At 73.5% G+C, this 23,176-nt stretch carries 17 protein-coding genes and 1 pseudogene; 8 read left to right on the top strand and 10 right to left on the bottom strand.

All coding sequences use genetic code 11. The features are described from left to right. Positions 1–73: 73 nt before the first annotated feature. Positions 74–1,375, bottom strand: coding sequence for a glycoside hydrolase domain-containing protein (locus GA0070562_RS21315; protein ID WP_091425069.1), 1,302 nt, complete (start codon positions 1,373–1,375; stop codon positions 74–76). Between the two features lie 210 nt (positions 1,376–1,585). On the opposite strand from GA0070562_RS21315, the gene GA0070562_RS30340 reads away from it, so the two are divergent. Together GA0070562_RS30340 and GA0070562_RS21310 are read left to right on the top strand one after the other, a co-directional pair. After that, entirely contained in the window at positions 1,586–1,738 is a 153-nt protein-coding gene (locus GA0070562_RS30340; protein ID WP_175438818.1) for a hypothetical protein, read from the top strand. Beyond that, complete coding sequence (locus tag GA0070562_RS21310) at positions 1,738–2,703, top strand: golvesin C-terminal-like domain-containing protein (RefSeq protein ID WP_091425065.1); 966 nt, start codon at positions 1,738–1,740, stop codon at positions 2,701–2,703. The genes GA0070562_RS30340 and GA0070562_RS21310 overlap by 1 nt, the downstream gene beginning before the upstream one ends. Positions 2,704–2,755: 52 nt before the next feature. Here the strand turns inward: GA0070562_RS21310 and GA0070562_RS21305 are convergent, their stop codons facing one another. After that, a complete protein-coding gene (locus GA0070562_RS21305) occupies positions 2,756–3,985 on the bottom strand; it encodes an epoxide hydrolase family protein (protein WP_091425063.1) in 1,230 nt (409 codons plus the stop codon). Between the two features lie 21 nt (positions 3,986–4,006). Next, entirely contained in the window at positions 4,007–4,915 is a 909-nt protein-coding gene (locus GA0070562_RS21300) for a thioredoxin family protein (protein ID WP_091425061.1), read from the bottom strand. Positions 4,916–5,100: 185 nt separating this feature from the next. Here GA0070562_RS21300 and GA0070562_RS21295 point away from each other — a divergent pair, with 185 nt between their 5' ends. Next, the gene (locus GA0070562_RS21295) at positions 5,101–7,326 is read left to right on the top strand and encodes a hypothetical protein (RefSeq protein WP_091425059.1); all 2,226 of its coding nucleotides are present in this window, start codon (positions 5,101–5,103) and stop codon (positions 7,324–7,326) included. Between the two features lie 13 nt (positions 7,327–7,339). Here the strand turns inward: GA0070562_RS21295 and GA0070562_RS21290 are convergent, their stop codons facing one another. Both GA0070562_RS21290 and GA0070562_RS21285 read right to left on the bottom strand, forming a co-directional pair. Further along, positions 7,340–7,897 carry a GNAT family N-acetyltransferase gene (locus tag GA0070562_RS21290; protein WP_091425057.1) on the bottom strand — a complete coding sequence of 186 codons (558 nt, stop codon included), beginning with the start codon at positions 7,895–7,897 and terminating at the stop codon, positions 7,340–7,342. Beyond that, the gene (locus tag GA0070562_RS21285) at positions 7,894–9,936 is read right to left on the bottom strand and encodes a penicillin acylase family protein (protein WP_091425055.1); all 2,043 of its coding nucleotides are present in this window, start codon (positions 9,934–9,936) and stop codon (positions 7,894–7,896) included. The genes GA0070562_RS21290 and GA0070562_RS21285 overlap by 4 nt, the downstream gene beginning before the upstream one ends. A gap of 228 nt (positions 9,937–10,164) precedes the next feature. On the opposite strand from GA0070562_RS21285, the gene GA0070562_RS21280 reads away from it, so the two are divergent. From GA0070562_RS21280 to GA0070562_RS21265, 4 genes are all read left to right on the top strand, one after another. Continuing rightward, complete coding sequence (locus tag GA0070562_RS21280) at positions 10,165–11,715, top strand: pyridoxal phosphate-dependent decarboxylase family protein (RefSeq protein WP_091425053.1); 1,551 nt, start codon at positions 10,165–10,167, stop codon at positions 11,713–11,715. A 23-nt stretch (positions 11,716–11,738) separates the two neighbouring features. Further along, positions 11,739–13,025, top strand: a complete 1,287-nt coding sequence (locus GA0070562_RS21275) for a lysine N(6)-hydroxylase/L-ornithine N(5)-oxygenase family protein (RefSeq protein WP_091425051.1) — start codon at positions 11,739–11,741, stop codon at positions 13,023–13,025. Positions 13,026–13,159: 134 nt separating this feature from the next. Beyond that, entirely contained in the window at positions 13,160–13,744 is a 585-nt protein-coding gene (locus GA0070562_RS21270) for a GNAT family N-acetyltransferase (protein ID WP_175438823.1), read from the top strand. Continuing rightward, positions 13,741–15,525 carry an IucA/IucC family protein gene (locus GA0070562_RS21265; RefSeq protein ID WP_091425048.1) on the top strand — a complete coding sequence of 595 codons (1,785 nt, stop codon included), beginning with the start codon at positions 13,741–13,743 and terminating at the stop codon, positions 15,523–15,525. The genes GA0070562_RS21270 and GA0070562_RS21265 overlap by 4 nt, the downstream gene beginning before the upstream one ends. Before the next feature lie 51 nt (positions 15,526–15,576). Here the strand turns inward: GA0070562_RS21265 and GA0070562_RS21260 are convergent, their stop codons facing one another. The 5 genes from GA0070562_RS21260 to GA0070562_RS21240 all read right to left on the bottom strand — a co-directional run bounded on the left by GA0070562_RS21260 (position 15,577) and on the right by GA0070562_RS21240 (position 22,383). After that, complete coding sequence (locus GA0070562_RS21260) at positions 15,577–16,479, bottom strand: siderophore-interacting protein (protein WP_091425046.1); 903 nt, start codon at positions 16,477–16,479, stop codon at positions 15,577–15,579. 45 nt (positions 16,480–16,524) lie between these two features. Next, entirely contained in the window at positions 16,525–18,627 is a 2,103-nt protein-coding gene (locus tag GA0070562_RS21255) for an iron ABC transporter permease (protein ID WP_091425044.1), read from the bottom strand. A gap of 5 nt (positions 18,628–18,632) precedes the next feature. Then, positions 18,633–19,622, bottom strand: coding sequence for an ABC transporter substrate-binding protein (locus GA0070562_RS21250; protein WP_047891049.1), 990 nt, complete (start codon positions 19,620–19,622; stop codon positions 18,633–18,635). 28 nt (positions 19,623–19,650) lie between these two features. Next, positions 19,651–20,460 (bottom strand): ABC transporter ATP-binding protein, encoded by an 810-nt coding sequence (locus tag GA0070562_RS21245; protein ID WP_091425042.1) that lies wholly within the window; start codon positions 20,458–20,460, stop codon positions 19,651–19,653. Between the two features lie 288 nt (positions 20,461–20,748). Further along, the gene (locus GA0070562_RS21240) at positions 20,749–22,383 is read right to left on the bottom strand and encodes a cellulose-binding domain-containing protein (RefSeq protein ID WP_091425040.1); all 1,635 of its coding nucleotides are present in this window, start codon (positions 22,381–22,383) and stop codon (positions 20,749–20,751) included. A gap of 344 nt (positions 22,384–22,727) precedes the next feature. Between GA0070562_RS21240 and GA0070562_RS21235 the strand changes: the two are divergent. Next, positions 22,728–23,176: pseudogene (locus GA0070562_RS21235) on the top strand (hypothetical protein); the annotation flags it as partial.

Raw genomic sequence — 23,176 nt, 5'->3', positions numbered from 1 at the left:
CATACCGTCCGTTCTAGCCGCCCGGCGGACCGGCCGGGCGGCGACGGCGAGCAGTGCATCCGTACGGGTGCGGTCAGATCCGGGTGATGCGGACCGCGTCGGCGACCACGTAGCCGGTGCCGGCGCTCCAGCGGCTCACCCCGACCTTGTCCCCGGTCCCGGCGGCGAGCGTGAACACGCCGAGCGAGACCCAGCGTCCGCCGCCGGTGCGCTGGTCGACAGCCACCGACCGGTTGCCGGTCGTGGTGGCCACCAGGTACGGGGTGCGGTCGTTGTAGCCGGGGTCGGCCGGGTACCACACCGAGACCTCGTAGGCGCCTGTCGCGGGCAGGGTCGTCCGGAACCAGGCCACGTCGCTGGACGCCACGGGTGCGGCGAAGCGGTAGTCGGCGCCGTGGCGCTGCGCGGAGTACGCGGAGGTGCCCCAGGCCGCACCGGCGGTGAACCCGCCCGCCGTGGCGTTGTCGACCGTGACGCTCCACGACGCGGGCGGCGTACCGGCCCGTACGTCCAGGTAGTTGCGGTCGATCTTCATGGTCACGCCGCCCCACGTCTCGGTGACGTCGCCGGCGTACTGGTGCAGGCGCTGCTGGTCGGCGTAGCGGTCGTCGGCGCAGTACGTACCCCCGTCGGTGTCCGCGACGCCGTTCCACCAGGCGATCCAGATCTGGTCCAGCCGCAGGTACCGGGTGTCGTGGTAGGCGGCGCAGACGTCGGTGATGCCGGACGAGCCGCTGGAGTACATGCCGGCGAGGTAGCCGCGCGTGTGCAGCCGCTCGACCCAGCCGGAGAGGAACGAGAGCACCGCGGCCCGGCAGCTCGCGTTCGACGGGTACTGCTCGATGTCGTTGTAGAGCGTGCTGCCCGCGCCGATGCCGAGCGCCGCCGCGGCGGCGGCCGCGCTGTCCGCCGCGGTCCTGCCCTGCCCGCGGGCGGTGGCCGGGTCGGCGGACATCTTCGGCGTACGGGTGCCGCACGGCGCCTGGTAGCCCAGCTCGATGGGGATGAGCCGCCAACCCTTGCGGGTCTGGTCGGCGACCCAGGTCGCGGTCAGGTTCGGTTGGGCGCAGGTGCGGCTGCCGCCGCTGATGTAGACGCCGACCGCGCGGTACGGCGAGGCAGCGAGCCAGGCGTCCATCGCGGCCTGCGACGGCGCGGTGCAGGTGTCGAAGCCCTTGCCGGTGAACGTGCCGGGCTGCGGGCCGACCGCGGCCAGGGCGGACTGCGACTCGGCGGCGGGCTGCGGGCCGGCGACAGCCGGTGTCCCGGCGGCGGCCGGTGTCCCGGCCCGGGCCGGGACGGCCGATGCCGTTGCCGGGACGGCCGTGGCCGCGACCACGGTGAGAAACGTCAGGGCCGTGGCGATCGCTCTCATCGGCGCCCCTCCTGTGCGGGATTCCTCGCCCGACGGCGAGACATGGGCAGGATTTCTACCACGCATCGACGGATGACGACAGATGATTGTGGCGAAAGTTTTCACCGAAGAAACGATCAATGAAGGGTATCGACAAGACGCCGGAAGCCGGTATAGCGTGCCCGCACTCACATCCGTCGATCGGTGAAGCGTCGTCACCCGAGGAGCGCCATGCCCACGTCACGATCCCCCCGTCTGCGACGCCGAGGTCTGCTCGGCGTACCCGCCCTGGTGACCGTCGCCCTCGCGGTGGCCGTCCGTCCCGGCACGGCGCACGCGGCGCCGAAGGCCGAGTGCCTCGCCGACCTGCTCGGGGAGCAGTGATGGCCACCATTCCCTGGCTGGTGGACGTGCTGCGCGGCGCCGGTGTGCAGGTGGTGGTCGAGGGCGACTGGCTCAACCGGATGCGCTCCGGCTCGTTCGACCCGATCGGCGTGCTCTGGCACCACACCGCCGCCACGTCCAGCGCCGGCAACCCGCACCCGGCGCTGAACATCTGCATCAACGGCCGTTCCGACCTGCCCGGCCCGCTCTGCCAGGCGCTCGTGGACTACAACGGCGTGTTCCACGTGATCTCCGCCGGCCGGTGCAACCACGCCGGCACCAGCGGCGGCAGCGGCCCGATCCCGGCCGGGGACGGGAACACGCTGATGATCGGGTGGGAGATCGACTACAACGGCGTCGACCAGCGGATGACCACCGCCCAGTACAACGCCAGCATCGCGGCCACCGCCGCCGTGCTCAAGCGGCTCGGCCGGGACTCCAGCTACGCCCGGGGACACCGGGAGACCAGCACCACCGGCAAGATCGACCCGTCCTTCATCGACCTGAACACCATGCGCGCCGACGTGGCCGCCAAGATGGCCGGCGGCGGCACCGGCTGGACGTCGATCGTGGACAACGCCACCGCGGGCCGGTTCACCGCGAGCGCCAGCTGGGGCACCTCGACGTACTCCGGGCAGCGCTACGGCGCCGACTACCGCTACGCGGACCCGGTCGCCGCGAGCGACGCGGCCTGGTACAAGTTCAACGTCCCGCGTACCGGCAACTACCGGGTCGAGGCGTGGTGGCCGGCGAACGCGGGCTACAACGCGGCCACGCCGTACATCGTCGCCACGACCACCGGCAACCGGACGGTCGTGGTCGACCAGCGGGCGACCGGCGGGCAGTGGCGCTCGCTCGGCACGTTCGCCCTGCCGGCCGGCGACGCCAACCGCGTCGCGGTCAGCCGGTGGAGCTCCGCCGCCGGCCTGGTCATCGCCGACGCGGTCCGGCTGACCGAGGTCTGAACCCGAGGATGCGGCCGGGTGGCATCCCACCCGGCCGCGTCCGCCCCCGACGTCAGCGCAGCGACCGGAAGGCCGCCCGCATCTCCTGGGCGAACAACTCCGGCTGCTCCCAGGCGGCGAAGTGCCCGCCCCGGTCCACCTGGTTGTAGTGGATCAGGTTCGGGTACGCCCGCTCGGCCCAGCTGCGCGGCGCGAGCAGGATCTCGTCCGGGAACTGGCTCACCGCGGCCGGCACTCCGACGCCCTTGGCGGCGAAGAACGACAGCGCGTTCTGCGCGTACAGCCGGGCCGAGGACACGCCCGTGTTGGTCAGCCAGTAGAGCGTGACGTTGTCCAGGATGTCGTCGCGGCTCAGCCCGCCGGGCCGGCCGGCGAAGGCGGCGCAGATCAGGTCCAGGCTCGCCGCGTCGTGGTCGAGCATGAACGTCGCCAGGCCGACCGGCGAGTCGGCGAGCGCCGTGAGCGTCTCCGGGCGGGTGGTCATGATCAGCGCGTATGCGGAGTGCTTCCAGAAGAAGTCGATCCGCTCGCAGGCGGCCCGCTCCTCGGCCGAGAGCCCGGACGGCAGTTCGGCGAGCGGGTTGTTGACCCCGGTGATGCCGCTCTGCAACAGCGCGTCGATCTCCGGCGGCACCACGCACGGCATGTTCGTGTGGATGCCGGCCAGTTCCGGCGGCGCCTGCACGCCGAGCATGTCGGTGATCAGCGCGCCCCAGTCGCCGCCCTGCGCCACGAACCGGGTGTAACCCAGCCGCCGCATCAGCTCGGTCCAGGCGCGGGCGATGTGCTGCGGATCCCAGCCGGGCCGGTCCGGCTGACCGGAGAACCCGTAGCCGGGCATCGACGGGATCACCAGGTGGAACGCGTCCGAGGCGCTGCCGCCGTGCGCCGTCGGGTCGGTGAGCGGACCGACGATCTTCAGCTGCTCGATCACCGACCCGGGCCAGCCGTGCGTGACGATCAGCGGCAGCGCGTCGGCGTGCGGCGAGCGTACGTGGATGAAGTGGATGTCCAGGCCGTCGATCTCGGTGACGAAGTTCGGCAGGTCGTTGAGCCGCGCCTCGACCTGGCGCCAGTCGTACTCGGTGGCCCAGTACCGGGCGAGCGCCTGACTGGTCTCCAGCGGCACGCCCTGCGACTGGTCGTCCACCGTCTGGCGCTCCGGCCAGCGGGTGGCCGCGATCCGGTTCCGCAGGTCCTCCAGGTCCGCCTCCGGCACGTCGACGCGGAACTCGCGGATGCCGGCGGCGGTACGCGTCGGCGTCATGGTCTTGACGGCCACGGTTGTCCTCCTCGGGTCGGGTCAGGGACCGAACGTGAAGACGTACGCGCGCAGACCGGGCCGCTCGGCGCGCAGGGTGAGCCGGTGCTCCCCCGCCGTCGCGCCGTCGACCAGCCGGATCATGGCCGCCCGGTCGACGAGGGCCCGGTCGTCCGGGCCCACATCGGCGCCGCGCGCGTCAGCGGCCGGTTTCCCGTCCAGCAGCACCCGAATCCCGGCCGGTCCCTCCGGTCCCGGGTCGGCCACCAGGTTCACCTCACCGGCGGTGAACGGCAGGACCAGCTCGGCGCCGGGGCCGCCCGCCTCGACGTACTCGTCCTCGACCCGCCAGTCGCCGGTGAGCGCGTACGTGCCGGGCACACCGCGGACGGCGCCCAGGTAGGTCTCGGGAGTGATCCCGGCGTACGTGGGCTGCGGGCCGGTCACGAACGCGGTCACCTCCGCTGTGACCGGCGGCAGCGCGGTCGCGGGCGCGGCGGCCTCGACCAGCCGCCGGATCAGCGCCTCGGTCCGGTCGTAGTCGCCCTCGCCGACCCAGCGGCCGGCCAGCCGCCCGTCGGCGTCGAAGAGGTACTTCGCCGGCCAGGCGTCGTTGCGCAGGGCACGCCAGAACGTGTAGTCGTCGTCGATCGCGATCGGGTAGGTGAGCCCGTGGTCGCGGATCGCCCGGTCGATGTTCTCCGGCAGCCGGCCGAACGCGAACTCCGGCGCGTGCGCGCCGATCACGGTGAGCCCCAGGTCGCGGTAGTCGCGGTGCCACGCCCGCACGTACGGGGCGGTGCGGATCCAGTTCACGCACGTGTACTCCCAGACGTCGACGAGCACCACGCGTCCGCGCAGGTCCTCCGGTGTCAGCGGTGCGGAGTTCACCCAGCGGTCGACGTCGATCGGCGGCAGCCGGGGCTCGGCCCCGTCCACGTGGCCGGTCATGCGGGCTCCCTTCGTCCGAGGACGTCCGAGGACGTCCGCCGGCGGTTACCCGGACGGCGCTGCTTCGAACGGGCCGCCCGCCGGGCCCACTCGCGTTTGCCCCCGGCCCGGCCGGGTAGGACGCTGCGCCACCCGAGGGCGGGCCGTGCAGGCGGCGTGGGCGGCCGGGACGTCGCGGAGGGTCGATGACGGCTGGACCAGGGCGGGCACAGGCGCCGTCGGACGAGGTGGTGGAGCTGCGGGTGCACGGCGTCTCCGCGGCCGGTGCCGCCGAGGTGCTGGGCCGCCCGCTGGTCCGGCAGGTCGCGGGCGACCGCAGCGCCGGCTTCTACCGGCCCCGCCCCGGGCTTGCCGACGAGCACGGCGCCGGCGGGGTGACGCTGGAGGCGTACCGGTGGAACGACCTGCCGTCGGGCACCGCGCTGCGTACCCTCTCGCTGCTGTTCCTGATGCCCTTCATGCTGCTCAACGTGGCCGTGTGGATGCGGCCGGGGGACGCGGTCGGCGGCGCGATGGTGCGGGCCCTGTGCCGGGTGCTCGGGTTGAGCCTGACCGCGCTGTACGTGCTCGCCGGCGCCGGGGTCGCGCTGGACCTGGTGGCCTGGCAGTGCCTGTCCGTCCCGGCCTGCATCGCCGACCGCGAGTGGCTGTCCTGGATGGGCGGGCGGCCGGTGGGACTGCGGCTGGTGGTGCTGGCGCTGGTCCCGGCCGCCGCGGTAAGTCTGGTCTGGTGGGGCGCCCGGCGGCCGGGACGCTCGTTCACCGCGTTCCGGGCCCCGGAGCGGGCGTCCGTCGGGCCCCCGCTGAGCACGATCGGCCAGTGGGACACCGAGCCGTTGATGGGCCGGCTGCGCTCGATCCACATCGCGGTGGCCTTCGCCACCCTCGACGGGTGTCTCCTCGCCGCCCGGGCCGCACAGGGTGTCCCGCCCACTGTGGCGGCGCTGCTGGCGGTCACCGCCGCACTCCTGCTCGCCTGCGTGGTCCTGGTCTGCGTTCCGCCGCTCGTCGACCGGGCGCCCACCGACCCGAGACGCGACCGGGTGGCCCGGGTGCTGCGCGGCACCGCGGTCGGGCTCACCGTCGTGGTGGCCGGGTACCTGCTGTTCGCCCCGGCCCGCTGGCGCACCGGCGGCGGCCTGCCCGGCTACGGCTCGATCCTGACCTGGCTGCTGGTCACGCACGCGGTCCTGCTCGGCGGCCTCGGCGCCGTGCTGCTCCGGCACCGGCTTCGGGCACGCGGCCACCAGCCGCCGAACGGGCTCGGCGCGCTCGTGGTCGCCGCGGCGGCGGGCGGGCTCGCGGTCGCGTACTCCGCCGAGCTGGTCCAGCGCACCGCCGACCTGCTGGACCGGGGCATGTCCCCGGCGGACGACATACCGGGTCCGGCGCGCGCCTACACCTGGGCGATCTACGGCTTCTTCCGGGCGTTGCTGGTCACGCTGGCGGCCGCCGCCGTGGTGGCGCTGGTGTCCCGGCGCGGCCGGATCCGGGCCGCCCAGGCGATCGTCGAGCGCGACTTCCCGGCGCCCCCGGCCGAGGCGGTGCCCCGGCTGCGGCAGGTCCGGACGATGATCGTCCGGGCCCGGTTCACCGACCTGCTGGTGCCGCTGGCGGTGCTGTTCGCCGTCATGGCCGGGGCGGGCGCGGCGACCACCGCGATGGCGCTGGTCCATCCCGAGCCGGGCGAGGCCCTGGAACGGCGCACGCACGTCCCGGCCGAGCTGGTCATGTTCGGCATCGAGGTGGGCGGGGTGGCGCTCTCGGCGGCGGTGCTGGCCCTGGTCGTGGCCGGGATCTTCGCCTACCGCAGCCCCGGGTTCCGGCACCACGTCGGCGTGCTCTTCGACCTCGCCACGTTCTGGCCCCGGGCCGCGCATCCGTTCGCACCGCCGTGCTACGCCGAGCGGGCCGTGCCGGAGCTGGCCCGGCGCATCACGTACCTGGTGCGCGACGGCAACGGGGTGCTGCTCTCCGGCTACAGCCACGGCTCGGTGCTGGTCGCCGCCACCGTCCTGCAACTACCGGCGGAGATCAGCGCGCGGGTGGCGCTGCTCACCTACAGCTCACCGCTGCGCCGACTCTACGCCCGGCTGTTCCCCGCCTACGTCGGCGACGAGATGCTGCGCGGGATCGGCGGCCGGGTCGGGTGGCGGTGGCGCAACCTGTGGCGGGACACCGACGCGCTGGGCGGATGGATCTTCTCCCCGCACCGCGCCGACGAGCCGGCCCGCGTCCCGGGCCCGGAGGCGACCGTGGACCGCCGCCTCCGGGATCCGGAGAGCCTGGTGGCGCCGCCCTGGGACAGCGTCCCGCCGCCGATCAACGGTCACCTCCCGTCCGAGGACGACCCGGCGTACGCCGAGACGGTGCGGGACCTGGCCGGGCGGCTGCGCGCCAACGGCCCGTGACGCGGACAAGGCGTCAGGCCGCCGGGTGATCCGCCTCGAACCGCTCGCGGGTCAGGAACGCCAGCCGGGCCCGCTTGTCCGGCATGTCGATGTCGGCGCCGAACGTGAATCCCTCGATCCGCAGCCGGCGCAGCATGGCGTCGTTGCGCACGTCCGGCTCGACCACCACGCGGCGCGCGGCCGGGTCACGCAGCAGGAACCGGATCAGGGCCGGGAAGACCGAGCCGGTCAGCGAACCCGGGTACGCCCGGGGCGCGTCGAGCAGCAGGTGCGTCCCCACGTCGCCGGGCTGCACCGGGTAGCGCTCGCCGACCGGGTCCGCCTCCGGCTGGTAGGTCTGGAACAGCCCGATCGGCTCGCCGTCGAGCCGGATCAGGTACGCGTGATGCGTGTCCAGCCCGTCGACGAACGCGTAGATCTCGCGTACCTCGTCGACCGTGTGCGAGCCCATGCCCCAGAACCGGTTGCGCGGCCGGACCACCCAGCCGTGCAGCAGTTCGGCGTGCCGGTCGGGGCGTACCGGCTCCAGCGCCAGCTCGCCGAGGCCGGGGATCCGCTCCAGGTGGATCACGTCGTCTCGTCTCCCGTCAGTGGGCCGGCGGGCACCGGGATCAGCGTCCCGGCGGCCCAGTGGGTCAGTTGGTCGGCGAAGTGCGTGTCGCCGGGGCGCCCGGAGGCGCCGAACGGGACGATCCAGCGGCTGGCCGCCCGGTCGGTCAGGTCCCACACGTAGCGGGCCACCGGGCCGCGCCAGCAGGCGTCGGAGACTCCCGGCACGCTGGAGGTGGCCAGCACACAGTCGTTGTCACCGGCGAGCGCCACCCGCTGCCGCATCGCGGTCACCGCGTCGGTGACCGCCGGGGCCACGCCCAGGTGCACCGGGTACAGCAGGTGCCGGCTCCCCCACTCACCGGGCGCCGGGCCGGCGGCCACCTCGGCCAGCGCCTCGGCGGCCGGTCCCGCGAGGTCGGCGCCGAACCGGGCGGCGAGGTGGTCCAGCGCCAGGCCGATCCGGGCCGCCGGGTCGGTCCAGGGGGCGAACAGCTCGTCGAATCCGCGCGGCTCGTCCAGGGCACGCAACCTCGGGTGTACGCGCAACCGGCGGGCGAGCGCGGCCCGCCAGGCCGCGTACGCGCCGGCCTCGGCCGAGCCGGCCGCCATCGCCCGGTCCCACGTGCGTAGCCGCAGCAGCAACGCGCGGGCGGGTTTGTCGAGCCGGCCCGGGTCGAGCCGGTCGAGCAGGCGGTGGAGCGGTCCGGCCGGGAGCCGATCGTCGGTGTGCACTGTGGACGGCCCGGCGCCCTCGGCGAGCAGCTCCCGGATCCGGCGGGCCCGGTGCGGCGGGGCGAAGTCGGCGCCGTGTGCGGCCACGTCGTCACGGCGGTCGTTCGCGCACACCGCCACACCGTCGACCGGCTCGTCCACCAGCGGCAGGTAGCCGCCCCGCCACCGGTACCGCGGCTCCCAGGCGGGCACGGGCTCCCGGCGGCACCGCTCGTCGCGTACCGGGACCAGACCGGCGACCAGGCGGCGGACACCGCCCTCGGTGTCGGCGGCGAGCACGCTGTTGACCGGCTCGACCCAGTGGCGCAGCGCGTCGGCGACGTCGCCGGCACGCCGGGCGCGCAGCAGCGGCAACAACGCCTCGAAGCCGAGACGGGCCTCGACCCGGCTCGGGGTGCGCAGGGCGATCGCCTCACCGGTGACCCGGTCGTGGTCGATCACCGGGCCGCGCGGCGTCTCGATCACCTCGACCGTCTCCGGGGCGCCGCCACGGACCTCGATCTCCTCGACGTGGCGCGCGGCGGGTGTCCAGCCGTCGGCGTCGCGCACCAGCACCCGGTCGCCGTCGCGGCGCAGCCGTTCGCGATAGAGGTCCTGGTAGTCGGCCATCGCGTTGGTGACGGCCCACGCCACGTGGCCGGTGTGGCCGAAGTGCGGCACGCCCGGCACGCCGGGAAAGGCGAGGCCGACCACGTCGAACTCCGGGCAGGCCAGCCGGACCTGCTGGTAGACGCCGGGCAGTTCGAGCAGCCGGTGCGGGTCACCGGCGATCACCGGGCCACGCCCGGTGGCCGGGTCGGCGGGCAGCGCCCAGGCGTTGCTGCCCGAGGACGCCGGTCCCTCGACCGCGAACAACCCGGCCGCGTCGGGGCCGAGCGTCCGGGCCACGTGCGCGTGCCAGAGCTTGTTCGGGAACGTGGAGAAGAGCACGTGCTGGACGAGGAAGACGCCCAGCGGCGACCAGGGCCGCCAGGGTTCAGGCGCGGCGCCGGTGGCGGCGAACTCCGGCGCGGCGGCGGCGCCCTCGGCGAGTCCGGAGTTGACCCCGTCGACGTACGCCTCGACCCACCGCCGGGTGTCCGGGTCCAGCCGCTCGTAGCAGCGCCGGGCGGTGTCGTCCAGCCGTACGCGGCGGGCGAACCGGTCCCACGCCAGCTCGGCCGGGCCGACGTGGGCGGCCAGGCGACCTTCGGCGCGCCATCGTTCGACGCTGATCTGCCAGGCCCGGTCCAGTGCGGCGACTCGCCCCTGCAGACGCGCGAGCGCGTCGACGTCGGCGGCCCACATCTGGGGCACACCCCACGTGTCGCGATCGACGTGCGTCATCGTCTCGCGCCGCCTCGACGCGCCGGGCGCCGGTTCCGCTCCATAATCAACTTAGGATAACCTCCCCTAACCGAGGGCGACCCTACCGCGACGCGGGCAGGGTGCCAACCGGCGGTACATGCGGGACAAAGCACCCCGAGTCGTGCTTGATAGTTAGCCCAGCCTAACCTAACCTCATCGCCGCGGCTGTTGCCGCGCGTCCTGTCCGTACGACCGCTGGGAAGTCGCATGAGTTCGATCGGGAGCCCGACCGGCGCCGCGCCCACCGACACCGGCCGCGCCGCCGCCACGGCGCGCGGCCACCTGTTCAACGCCGGCTCGCTCGGGCGGTACCGGGACGTGCTGGCACGCGGCGTCGACCGGGTCGCCCGCCGGGTGGGCGAGGCGGACCGGCCGTTCACCGGCGTCACGCCCGACGAACTGGCGCCGCTCATCGGCGCCATCGACCTGGACCGGCCGCTCGGCGACACCGACGCCGCCCTGGACGAACTGCACGACGTGTGGCTGCGCGACGCGGTCTACTTCCACCACCCGCGCTACCTGGCCCACCTGAACTGCCCGGTGGTCATCCCGGCGCTGCTCGGCGAGGCGGTGCTCAGCGCCGTCAACTCCTCACTGGACACCTGGGACCAGAGCGCCGGCGCGACGCTGATGGAGCGGCGCCTGATCGAGTGGACGGCCGGGCGCATCGGGCTCGGCGCCGGCGCCGACGGGGTCTTCACCAGCGGCGGCACCCAGTCGAACCTCCAGGCGATGCTGCTGGCGCGCGAGGAGGCGTACCGCACGGTGGGCGGCGCCGCCGGCCGGCCGGACCGGCCGCAGGTGCTCTCCCGGCTGCGCATCCTCACCTCCGCGGCCGGGCACTTCAGCGTGCAGAAGGCCGCCAAGCTGCTCGGCCTGGCCGCCGACGCGGTGCTCACCGTGCCCACCGACGCGAACCGCCGGATGCGCACCGACGAGCTGGCCCGCGCGATCGACCGCTGCCACCGCGACGGCCAGGTGGTGATGGCCGTCGTCGCCACCGCCGGCACCACCGACTTCGGCACCATCGACCCGCTGCCGGAGATCGCCGACATCTGCGCCGCCGCGGGCGTCTGGCTGCACGTCGACGCCGCGTACGGCTGCGGGCTGCTGGTCTCCCCCACCCGCCGGCACCTGCTCGACGGCATCGAGCGGGCCGCGTCGGTGACTGTGGACTACCACAAGTCGTTCTTCCAGCCGGTCAGCTCCAGCGCGCTGCTGGTCCGCGACGGCCGGACGCTGCGCCACGCCACCTGGCACGCGGACTACCTCAACCCGGCCCGCGCGGTCGAGCAGGGCATCCCGAACCAGGTCGACAAGAGCATCCAGACCACCCGCCGGTTCGACGCGTGCAAGCTCTGGCTGACCCTGCGGATCATGGGGCCGGACGCGATCGGCGCGCTGTTCGACCAGGTCGTCGACCTCGCAGCGCAGGCGTGGCGGCGGCTCGACGCCGACCCGCGCTTCGAGGTGGCCGCGCCGTCGCAGCTGAGCACAGTGGTCTTCCGGTACCGGCCGGCCGGCCTCGCCCCCGACCTGGTCGACGAGGCCAACCTGTACGCCCGCGACGCGCTCGCCGCCTCCGGCGCGGCCCTGGTCGCCGGCACCAAGGTCGACGGCGCTCACCACCTGAAGCTCACCCTGCTCAACCCGGAGACCACAGTGGACGACGTCGCCCACGTGCTGGACCTCATCGCCGACCACGCCGCCTGGTACGCCAGGACCGCGGCCGTCGCCGAGCTTTCCTGCCCGGTCTGACCCCCGCCGAGGAGAACGAGAACATGTCGACCCACGACTTCATCGCCGTCGGGCTGGGCCCCTACAACCTCGGCCTGGCCTGCCTCACCGCGCCGATCGACGACCTCGACGGGCTGTTCCTGGAGGCCCGCGACACCTTCGACTGGCACCCCGGCATGCTGCTCGAATCCACCCGGCTCCAGACGCCGTTCATCGCCGACCTGGTCACGCTCGCGGACCCCACCTCGCCGTACTCGTTCCTGAGCTACCTGAAGGAGACCGGCCGGCTCTACCCGTTCTACATCCGGGAGAGCTTCTTCCCGCTGCGCGCCGAGTACAACGACTACTGCCGCTGGGCCGCCGGGAAGCTGCCGAACCTGCGTTTCCGGCACGCCGTCACCGCCGTCGAGTACGACGAGGCCGACGACCGGTACGTGGTGCGCGCCGACACGCCGGACGGGCCGGTCACCCACCGGGCCCGGCACCTCGTGCTCGGCACCGGCACGCCGCCCTACCTGCCGCCGGCCTGCGCCGGGCTGGGCGGTGACATGATCCACAACTCGCGCTACCTGGAGCACCGGGAGGCGCTGCGGGCCAAGGACAGCATCACCGTCGTCGGCAGCGGCCAGAGCGCCGCGGAGATCTACCACGACCTGCTCGGCGACATCGACACGTACGGCTACCAGCTCACCTGGGTGACCCGCTCGCCCCGGTTCTTCCCGCTGGAGTACACCAAGCTCACGCTGGAGATGACCTCGCCGGACTACGTGGACTACTTCCACGCGCTGCCCGAGCCGACCCGCTACGCGCTGGAGGCCGCGCAGAAGCCGCTGTTCAAGGGCATCAACGCCGACCTGATCAACGACATCTACGACCTGCTGTACGCCAAGAGCCTGCACGGGCCGGTGCCGAGCCGCCTGCTCACCAACACCGAACTGGTCGAGGCGGCGTACGCCGACGGCCGCTACCGGCTCGGGCTGCGCCACACCGAACAGGACCGCGCGTTCACGCTCGACACCGCCGGACTGGTGCTGGCCACCGGCTACCACTACCGGGTACCGGACTTCCTCGCGCCGGTACGCGACCGGCTCCGCTTCGACGCGCACGGCCGCTTCGACGTGGCCCGCAACTACAGCGTCGACCACACCGGCCGGGGCGTGTTCCTCCAGAACGGCGGCACCCACACCCACAGCATCACCTCACCCGACCTGGGGATGGGCCCGTACCGCAACTCGTGGCTGATCCGGGAGATGACCGGCCGGGAGCACTACCCGGTGGAGAAGACCATCGCGTTCCAGGAGTTCGGCGCCCCGGCCGGAGCGCCGGCATGAGCGAGCGCACCGAGCGAAGCGAGGGCCGCGAGCGCATGCCCAGCCGGCCCGGCATGAGCGAGCGCACCGAGCGAAGCGAGGGCCGCGAGCGCATGCCCAAACGGCCCGGCATGAGCGAGCGCACCGAGCCCGGCATGACCGCGTTCACCCGCGTCGACGACGCGCTGGGCGAGTTCACGCTGCGCCCGCTGGACCCGGACGCCGACGCCGCGCTGCTGCACCGCTGGGTCACCCACCCCAAGTCCGCGTTCTGGCTGATGCAGGACGCCGACGTGGACGCCGTCGCCGCCGAGTACCGGCGCATCGCCGACCACCCGCACCACGACGCGTACCTGGGATCGTGGCGCGGCACGCCGGCGTTCCTGGCCGAGCGGTACGACCCGGCCCGCGTGGAGCTGGTCGGCCTGTACGACCCGGAGCCCGGCGACGTCGGCATGCACTTCCTCTGCGCTCCCGCCGACACGCCGGTGCACGGCTTCACCCGTGCCGTCATCACCACGGTGATGGCCTGGCTGTTCGCCGATCCGGCGACACGCCGGGTGGTGGTGGAGCCGGACGTGCGCAACACCGCCGTGCACGCGCTCAACGCGGCAGTCGGCTTCTCAGTCGTCGGCCCGATCCGCAAGCCCGAGAAGGAGGCGCTGCTCAGCGTCTGCACCCGGGACCAGTTCCGGGCCGCCACCGGCGCGCCCACCAGCGAGGAAGGGGCACCGGCGTGAACGCCAGCGCATCCGTGGACCACCTGACCCCCGAGGCGTGGGCGACGGCCAACCGGCTGCTGGTGCGCAAGGCGCTCGCCGAGTTCGCCCACGAGCGGCTGATCGCCCCCGAGCCCGCCGGCCCGGGACAGTGGCTGGTACGCAGCGACGACGGCACCGTCGAGTACCGGTTCGCCGCGCAGCGGCTGGCGCTGGATCACTGGCAGGTCGACGCGGACAGCATCGTGCGCCGCCGCGACGGCGCGGACCTGCCGCCCGACGCCGTGGACCTCTGCGTGGAGCTGCGGGGCGCGCTCGGCCTCACCGACGCGATCCTGCCGGTCTACCTGGAGGAGATCACCTCCACGCTGGCCGGGACCGCGTACAAGCTCGCCAAGCCCGCGCTGAACGCCGCCGAGCTGGCCGCCGCCGACTTCCAGGCGATCGAGACCGGCATGACCGAGGGGCATCCCTGCTTCGTGGCCAACAACGGCCGCATCGGCTTCGGCGTGCACGAATACCACGCGTACGCCCCGGAGGCCGCCGCGCCGGTACGGCTGCTCTGGCTCGCCGCGCACCGCGACCACACCACGTTCACCTGCGCCGACGACCTGGACTACGACACGCTGGTGCGGGCCGAGCTGGGCGAGGAGACGCCGGCCCGGTTCACCGCCACGCTCACCGGGCTGGGCCTGGACCCGGCCGACTACCTGTTCGTCCCGGTGCACCCGTGGCAGTGGTGGAACAAGCTCGCTGTCACGTTCGCCGGTGAGGTGGCCCGGCGCCGGCTGGTCTGCCTCGGCGAAGGGCCGGACGAGTACCTCGCGCAGCAGTCCATCCGGACCTTCTTCAACGTCAGCGACCCGGCCAAGCACTACGTGAAGACCGCGCTGTCGGTGCTGAACATGGGCTTCATGCGCGGGCTGTCCGCCGCCTACATGGAGGCGACGCCCGCGATCAACGACTGGCTGGCCGGGCTGATCGAGGGCGACCCGGTGCTCAAGCGCACCGGCCTGTCGATCATCCGGGAGCGGGCCGCGATCGGCTACCGCCACCGGCAGTACGAGGCGGCCACCGACAGGTACTCCCCGTACCGGAAGATGCTGGCGGCGCTCTGGCGGGAGAGCCCGGTTCCCGCGCTGGAACCCGGGCGGCGGCTGGCCACCATGGCCTCGCTGCTGCACCTGGACCGGGACGGGCGCTCGCTCGCCGCGGCACTGATCGACGAGTCGGGGCTGGCGCCGGCCGACTGGCTGCGGCGCTACCTGGACGCCTACCTGGTGCCGCTGCTGCACAGCCTGTACGCCCACGACCTGGCGTTCATGCCGCACGGCGAGAACGTCATCCTGGTGCTGGACGGCGGCGCGGTGGAGCGGGTCGTGTTCAAGGACATCGCCGAGGAGATCGTGGTGATGGACCCGGACGCGGACCTGCCGGAGCAGGTGCGGCGGATCCGGGCCGCAATCCCGGAGGACGAGAAGATCCTCTCCATCTTCACCGACGTGTTCGACTGCTTCCTGCGGCACCTGAGCGCCGCCCTGCACACCCAGGGCGTGCTCGACCAGGACGGGTTCTGGCGCACGGTGGCCGAGTGCGCCACCGACTACGCCGCCACGGTGCCGCACCTGGCCGACCGGATGCGCCGGCACGACCTGTTCGCGCCGGAGTTCACGCTGTCCTGCCTCAACCGGCTGCAGCTGCGCAACAACCAGCAGATGGTGGACCTGTCCGACCCGTCGGCCGCGTTGCAGTTCGCCGGCACGCTGGTCAACCCGCTCGCCCCGTACGCGCCGCGCCGATGACGAAGCGGGCCGGCGCCGTGCGCCGGCCCGCTTCAACGGCGGTGGGGACGATCAGTTCTCCGCGCGACCGGCCCGCCAGTAGCCCATGAACGCCACCGCGCACCGGTCCATGCCCCGCTCGGTGACCAGGTGGCGGCGCAGGCCGCGGATCACCGCCGCCTCCCCGGCCAGCCAGGCGTAGAGCGGCGCGCCGTCGGGCCGATCCGGCACCTCCCAGAGGATGTCCCGGTCCACGTCCACCTCCGCCAGCGGCGCGGCGACCGGCCCGGCCGGTACGGGCACCAGCCGGCCGGCCAGGCTCGTCACCGCCGGGGTGAGCCGGCTGCCGTGCCGGGCGCCGTCGCGGGGCAGCCAGGTCACGGTCACGCCCGCCGGGGCCCGGCAGGGCAGCTCGTCGCCGGTCTCCGGCACCTCCACCAGCGCGTGCCCGCGCGCGTCGGCGGGCAGCCGCTCCAGGATCGCGCAGATCGCCGGCGCGGCGGTCTCGTCGCCGGCCAGCAGCAGCGTGGCGCCGGCCGGCGGCTGGAACTCGACCCCGCCGTGCGGGCCGTCCCACCCGGCATCCGGGCCGACCACGGCGATCCGGTCGCCGAGGCGGGCCCGCCGTGCCCACCGGGTGGCCGGGCCGCCGTCGCCGTGCAGCGCCATGTCCACGTCCACCTCGTACGCCTCCGGCCGGACCGCCCGGACCGTGTAGGTGCGGATCGGGCTGCGCAGCCCGTCCGGCAGCTCACGCCAACGCGGGAACCAGTCCGGCCCGTCGGGCAGCTCCCCCGGCGCCCCGTCGACCGCCGGCAGGGCCAGCTTGATCCGCTGGTCGTACCCGTTGTCGGCGAACCGGTCCAGGTCCGGGCCGGTGAGCGTCACCCGCAGGAAGGACGGGCCGAGCCGGCGTAGCGCGCGGACCTCGACGGTGAAGACTCGCCAGGGCGCGACGGCCAGGGTGCTGGTCATGCGTCATTCCTCTCACGGCCGGTGGGCGGTGCGTCGGTGAACGGGTCAACGGGCGGCTGCCGCGGCGCGGGAACGCCACAGCAGCCAGACGAAGTACGGGGTGCCGATCAAGGCGGTGACCAGACCGGCGGGGACCTGGGCGGGTGCGATCACGCTGCGGCCGAGCGTGTCGGCGAGGCTGACCAGGGTGGCACCGAGCAGCACCGCGACCGGCAGGACGCGGGTGTGCCGCCCGCCGACGAGGGCGCGGGCCGCGTGCGGCGCGACCAGGCCGACGAAGCCGATCACGCCGACCGCCGACACGGCGGTGGCGGTGAGCAGCGCCGCCAGGCCGAGCGCGATCAGCCGGGCGCGTTCCAGCCGGACGCCGAGCACCCGGGGCGTGTCGTCGTCGAGCGCGAGCAGGTCCAGCTCGCGGCGCACGGCGGCCACCACCGGCAGCGCGATCAGCAGCGCGATCAGCACCGGCAGCACCTGCGGGGCGGTACGCCCGTAGGTGGAGCCGGACAGCCAGGTCAGCGCCTTGCCGGTGTTCCACGGGTCGGACGAGACCACGATGAACGTGATGATCGCCGTACCGCCCTGCCAGACCGCGAACCCGATCAGCACCAGCCGGTCGGAGTTGAGGCCGCGCCTCCGCGCCAGGCCGTAGACCAGCGCGAACGCGGCGACCGCGCCGAGACCGGCGGCGCCGGACAGGGCGAGCACGCCGGCCATCGGCGCGAACGTCAGCAGCGACACCGCGCCGATGCCGGCGCCGCCGGTGATGCCGAGGATGCCCGGTTCGGCCAGGGGGTTGCGGCACACCGCCTGCACCGTGGTGCCGGCCAGGGCCAGCGCCGCGCCGGCCAGCAGCGCCGCGGTGACTCGCGGCCAGCGGGCGTCCAGCACGAAGGTGTACGCCGGGCCGGTGCGGCCCTGCAGCCAGTTGACGACGTCGCCCAGCAGCACCCAGGTGTCACCGAAGAGCATGCCGAGCACCAGCGCGGCGGTGAAGACGACCGCGCAGACCGCGATGACTGTGGCGACGAAGCCGCGGGAGCGGACGGCGGCGTGACCGCCCGGCGCCTGCCGGGTCGGCCCGGCGTCGCGGTGGCGGCGGGCCAGCCAGATCAGCAGCACCGCGCCGAAGAGCGTGGTCACCACGCCGGTCGGCACGTCGACGCCGGCCTGCCCGCCGAGCACGGCCCGCAGCAGCACGTCGGAGCCGAGCACGATGACCACGCCGACGATGCCGGCCAGCGGCATCAGGACCCGGTGCCGGTGCACCTCGGGCACCCACTTGCCGAGCAGCCGGACGATCACCGGCGCGCCGAGGCCGACGAAGCCGATCGGCCCGGCCATGGTGACCGCCGCGGCGGAGAGCAGCACCGCCAGCAGCACCACTGTCAGCCGGGTGCGGCGCACGTTGAGCCCGAGCACGGTGGCGGTGTCGTCGCCGAGGGCGAGCAGGTCCAGCCGGTGCCCGAGCGCCACGAGCAGCAGCGCGGCGACCCCGATCACGGGGGCGAGCTGGGTGAACGCGACCAGGTCGCCCTGCACGAGCGAGCCGTTGCCCCAGGCGAACAGGCCGATGGTGGACTGCTCGAACAGCAGCAGGATCAGCATGGTCACCGAGGCCAGCGCCATCGCGGTGGCCGAGCCGGCGAGGATGAGCCGGGTGGTGGCGGCCTGGCCGCCGGCCGAGAGCAGCATGACCAGGGAGGCGGCGGCGAGGCCGCCGCAGAACGCCAGGCCGCCCGAGGGCAGCGCCGGCAGCGCGATCCCGAACGCGGCGGTGGAGACGATCGCCAGGTGCGCGCCCGCGTTCACCGCGAGCGTGTCCGGCGAGGCGAGCGGGTTGCGGGTGGTCGACTGCAGCGCGGCACCGGCGAAACCGAGCGCGACGCCGACGGCGAGGCCGGTGAGCAGCCGGGGCAGGCGGGAGGCGACGAGCACCCGGGCGGCCTCGTCGTCGCCGCCGGTGAGCAGCCGGAGCAGGTCCAGCGCCCCCACCGACGACGTGCCCTGGGTGAGGTGCACCGCGGTGATCGCGACGAGCAGCGCCGCGGCGAGGGTGAACGCGCCGGCGACGCGGCTGCGCCGGGCGGGCGGCGGCCCGACCGGGGCCGGCCGGGTGGCCGGCCCCGGCGGGGCGGGGGCGGTCATCGCGCTCAAGCCGTGTAGACCTTGACCAGCTCGTCGATGTACTGCTTGGCGGACAGCGTGCCGCCGAACGTCCAGATGCCGTTGGGCATCTTGTGCAGCTTGTTCTGCTGGACGAACGGCAGGGAGCGCCAGATCGCGTTGCCGGCGAGGCCGTCGGCGAACACGTCGTTGCCGTCCGAGGCGTTGTAGAAGAAGTGCAGGTCCTGGCTCTTGAGGACGTTCATGCCCTCGACGTCGGTCTGGCCCAGGCCCCACATCTCGTCGGTCTTGCCGGTCCAGGCGTTCTTGAGGCCGAGCTGGATGCCGAGCTGGGAGACGAACGCGCCCTGGCCGAACATCCGGATCGAGACGGTGCTGCCCTCCTTCCAGCCGTCGGCGATGGCGAACTGCTTGCCGGCCGCCCCGGCGTCGGCGATCTTCTTCTTGCCGTCGGCGAGCGCGGCGTCGAAGTCGGCGAGCAGCTTGTCCGCCTGCGCGGTCCGGCCGGTCGCGGTGGCGATCATCTTCAGGTCCGCGCGCATCCGGCCGATGTTGTCGGAGGCGTCGCTGCCCTTGGTGACCAGCACCGGGACGTACTTCTCCAGCTGGGTGACGACGGCGGAGCCGCGCTCGGCCTCCATCACCACGAGGTCCGGCTGGAGGGCGACGATCGAGTCGACGCTCGGCTCGCCCCGGGTGCCGACGTCCTTGACGCCCGCGTCGAGCGGGGCGGCGGTCACCCAGGTGGCGTACCCCTTGGGGTCGGCCACGCCGACCGGCATCACGCCGAGACCGACGAGCATCTCGACCTCGCCCCACTCCAGGCCGACGACCTTGGTGGCGGGGCTCTTGAGGGTGATGGTCTTGCCCCGGCTGTCGGTGACGGTGACCGGGCCGGTGGACGCGGCGTCGGAGGGGGACGGTGCGGCGGCGGGCTCCTCGGTGGTGCCGCAGCCGGCGATCAGCAGCGCGCTGGCCGCGGCGGCGGCGAGCAGGGTCAGACGGGTACGCAACATCGGTTTCTCTTCTGTGGGCAGGAGTCGGTCAGGCGCAGACGCGGGTCGTGTGCCGGCCGACGGGACGAGTGGAGAGCAGGTTGGTGACCGGGTCGACCGTCACCTCGACGCGGATGCCGTACGCCTCGGTGAGCGCCGCCTCGGTGAACACCTCGTGCGGCGTGCCGGCACCGCGGACCCGGCCTTCGTGCAGGAGCACGACCTGGTCGGCGACGGCGGCCGCCTGGTTGAGGTCGTGCAGCACCACACCGACGGCGACGCCGGCGGTGTCGGCGAGTTCGCGCATCAGGTCGAGGATCTCCACCTGGTAGCGCAGGTCCAGGAACGTGGTCGGCTCGTCCAGCAGCAGGATCGCGGTGTCCTGAGCCAGGCAGGTGGCCAGCCAGACCCGTTGCAGCTCGCCGCCGGACAGCTCGTCGACCGGCCGGCCGGCCATCGCGTCGACGCCCGTCACCCGCATGGCCCGGTCGATCGCGGCCGGTCCGTCGAGGTCGTTCGCGCGCCACCGCTGACGGTACGGGTGCCGGCCGTACCCGACCACGTCGCGCACCGTCACCCCGCTGGGGGTGGGTCGGCTCTGCGCGAGCAGCGTGACCCGGCGGGCGAAGTCCCGGGCGGACAGCGCCCGGGCCGGCGTGCCGTCGGCCAGCACGATCTCGCCGTGCTCCAGCGGGTGCAGGCGGGCCAGCCCGCGCAGCAGCGTCGACTTGCCGCTGCCGTTCGGGCCGACCAACGCGGTCACGGCCGCGGGCCGAAGAGTGATGGCGGCGTCGTGCACCACCGTCGTGCCGTGGTAGCCCAGCCGCAGGTCGCTGCCGCTCAAGCCGTCGGCTCGCACCGTTCTGCTCGTCACGGAGGTTAGGCTAACCTAAGCGATGATCAGGCTGTCAAGCCGGTCCTTCGGTCGGATTCCGCGGCCCGCCGCACATTGGCACCTGACGCGTGGCGCGCGGTCGAGCACCACGAGCAGCTGCGACAACCCCACCCGCGACGCTCCCCACCTAGCCGCCCCTGCCCGCGCTCCTGGTCCCACCCCACTCCCACACCCGTCGATCATGAAGTTGACGGCGTTGTCGATCTCCGATTCGGCCGCCAACTTCATGATCGACCGGGTGGGCCCGGGGGGTCAGAGGGAGACTGCGCGGCCTCCCAGGGTTGCCGTTAGGCGGCCGTCGGTGGTGAAGGACCAGGCCAGAGCGCCGGAGTACGTGGAGCACCGGGAGCCGTTGGCGCCGGACCAGAACTGGTTCGAGCCGTCCACGTTGCCGACGGTCTTGTCGTTGGAGCCGCTGCCGGCGAAGCGGCAGGAGGTGTTGCTCCGGAAGACCGAGATGCCGGCGTCGAACGAGAAGTTGCGTTCGGTGTTGTCGATGCTCAGGTTGTTCGAGATCGTCATCGTGCCCGGGTTGCGGTTGTACGTGAACCCGTGCTTGCCGTTGCGGTACGCGATGGTGCGCCGGACGGTGTGGTTGACGGCGATGTCCTCGCCGCCGAGCTTGAAGCCGTTGCGGTCGCCGTTGCCGTTCTGCGTGCCGTTGCTCAGCGTGCCGTTGCTGTACGCGAGGGAGTCCTCGATGGTCACCGCGCCGATCGCGCCGGTGTCGGACTTGGTGTAGAGGTCCCATCCGTCGTCGATGTTGTGGTGCGACACCGCGTACCGGAAGACGTTGCCACCGCCGACGGTGAGCTTGGCCGCGAAGCCGTCGGCGTCCTCGCCGTCGGAGTCGGCGTTGTCGTGCGACTCCACGCTCACCATGAGGTTGTTCGCGGGCCACTGGTCGCGCGGCGTGCTGGAGGCGATCCGGGACAGTTGCAGACCGGTGTCGCGGTTGAAGCGGGTCACCGTGCGCTCGATGATGTTGTTGCTGCCGCCGACGAAGATGCCGTTGTCACCGGCGCGTTCGACCACGAGCCCGCGCACGTGCCAGTACGAGGCGTTCAGCGCCAGTCCCCGGTTGGCCGGGTCCTCGGTCATCGCCGAGAAGTTCAGGATCGGCGTCTCGCCCGGGTAGGCGTACAGGTTCTTGCGGGCGCTCGACGTGCCGTTGTTGCCGGCGGCGACGGTGACCGTCTGGGACAGGTTGTACGTGCCGCCGCGCAGGTAGATCGTGCCGCCCGCGCCGACCCGGGTGATCGCCGCGGCGATCGTGGTGGGGCTGGCCTGGGTGCCGGCGGCCCCGGCGGTGCCGTTCGGCGCGGCGTAGATCGCACCGCCGGTCGGCGGCGGGGTGCTGGGCGGAGGCGTGCTCGGCGGCGGGGTGCTCGGGGGTGGGCTGCTGGGCGGCGGCGTACTCGGCGGCGGGGCGCTGGTGGGCGGCGCGCCGGTGGTGGGGGTGACGCCGCCGGTGCAGGTGACGCCGTTGACCGCGAACGCGGTCGGGACCGGGTTGCTGCTGTTGTTCCAGGTGCCGTTGAAGCCGAACGACGTGCTCGCGTTGGTGCCCAGGCTGCCGTTGTAGCTGACGTTGGCGGCCCGCACCGAGGCGCCGCTGGCGGTGATCTCGGCGCCCCAGAACTGGGTGACGGTCTGCCCGGCGCCGAAGGTCCAGGTGACGGCCCAGCCGTTGAGCGGGTCGCCGAGGTTCGTCAGGTTGACGTTGGCGGTGAAGCCGCCGCCCCACTGCGCGGTGACGGCGTAGTCGACGCGGCAGCCGGCGGCCGCCTGGGCGGCGGTCGCGCCGACGGCCAGGCCGGACGCGACGAGCGCGGCCGTCGCCGCGGCGGACGTCCACAACACCGTACGGCGGTGTCGGTTGATCATGCTGGTCTCCTGCGGGTGGTGGTGCCGTGCCCACGCCGGCACCGATGCCCGGTCGGTGTCGGGGCGGGCCTTGAAACCCGGACGCCAGTGCCATGCCGAACGCTCACGTCTCCCGCACAGTAAGCGCTTTCAGCGCAGCCTAACGATGGGTGTCGATGCGGTCAAACCTCGGTACGCACTGAACGATCCCGACGCGCCACCCGTATCCACCGCCGACCGGAACATCGGCCGGAACCGCGATGCCGGAGCGGGCACGAGCAGATTCCTCCAGTCGTCACTTCGCACCGTGGAGACGGGGCGGCAGCCGCCGCGCCGGCCCTCCCGGTCAACCAGAGGAGAGGTGCATGGCCAGGGGTACGCGCAAGACCGCGGTCCTGAAACTCGGCGGGGTGGGCGCCCTCGCGGCGCTGTTGCTCGCCGGTGGGCTGCAACTGGCGTCGGCGGGCGAGAACGGCCGCCCGGCCACCACTGCGGCCGCGCAGACCGTGAACTGCCCGACCGTACGCGACAAGCTGCCCGCCGTACCCGCGGCGGCCGCGGCCCAGGTGGAACGGGAACTGGCCAACCTGGACCAGGAGATCGCCCGGCAGAACGAGCGGCTGGCCCGGCAGGCGGTACGCCCCGAGGGCGGCCCGAACTTCGTCGACAACGCGATCCTCGGCCCGCTGCGCAGCAAGCGGATCGCCGTGCTCGACCGGATCGAGATCGCCTTCAACCGGATCGGCGCGCAGCGCCCGGACCTGGAGACGCTCGCCACCTGCTCGCTCAACGCCCCGGGCGTGCCGAGCGCCGT

This window comes from Micromonospora tulbaghiae (assembly GCF_900091605.1).
GTDB classification, from domain to species: Bacteria; Actinomycetota; Actinomycetes; order Mycobacteriales; family Micromonosporaceae; genus Micromonospora; species Micromonospora tulbaghiae.
Note: the sequence above shows the minus strand (reverse complement) of the source record. Positions and strands in the feature narration are given on the sequence as shown.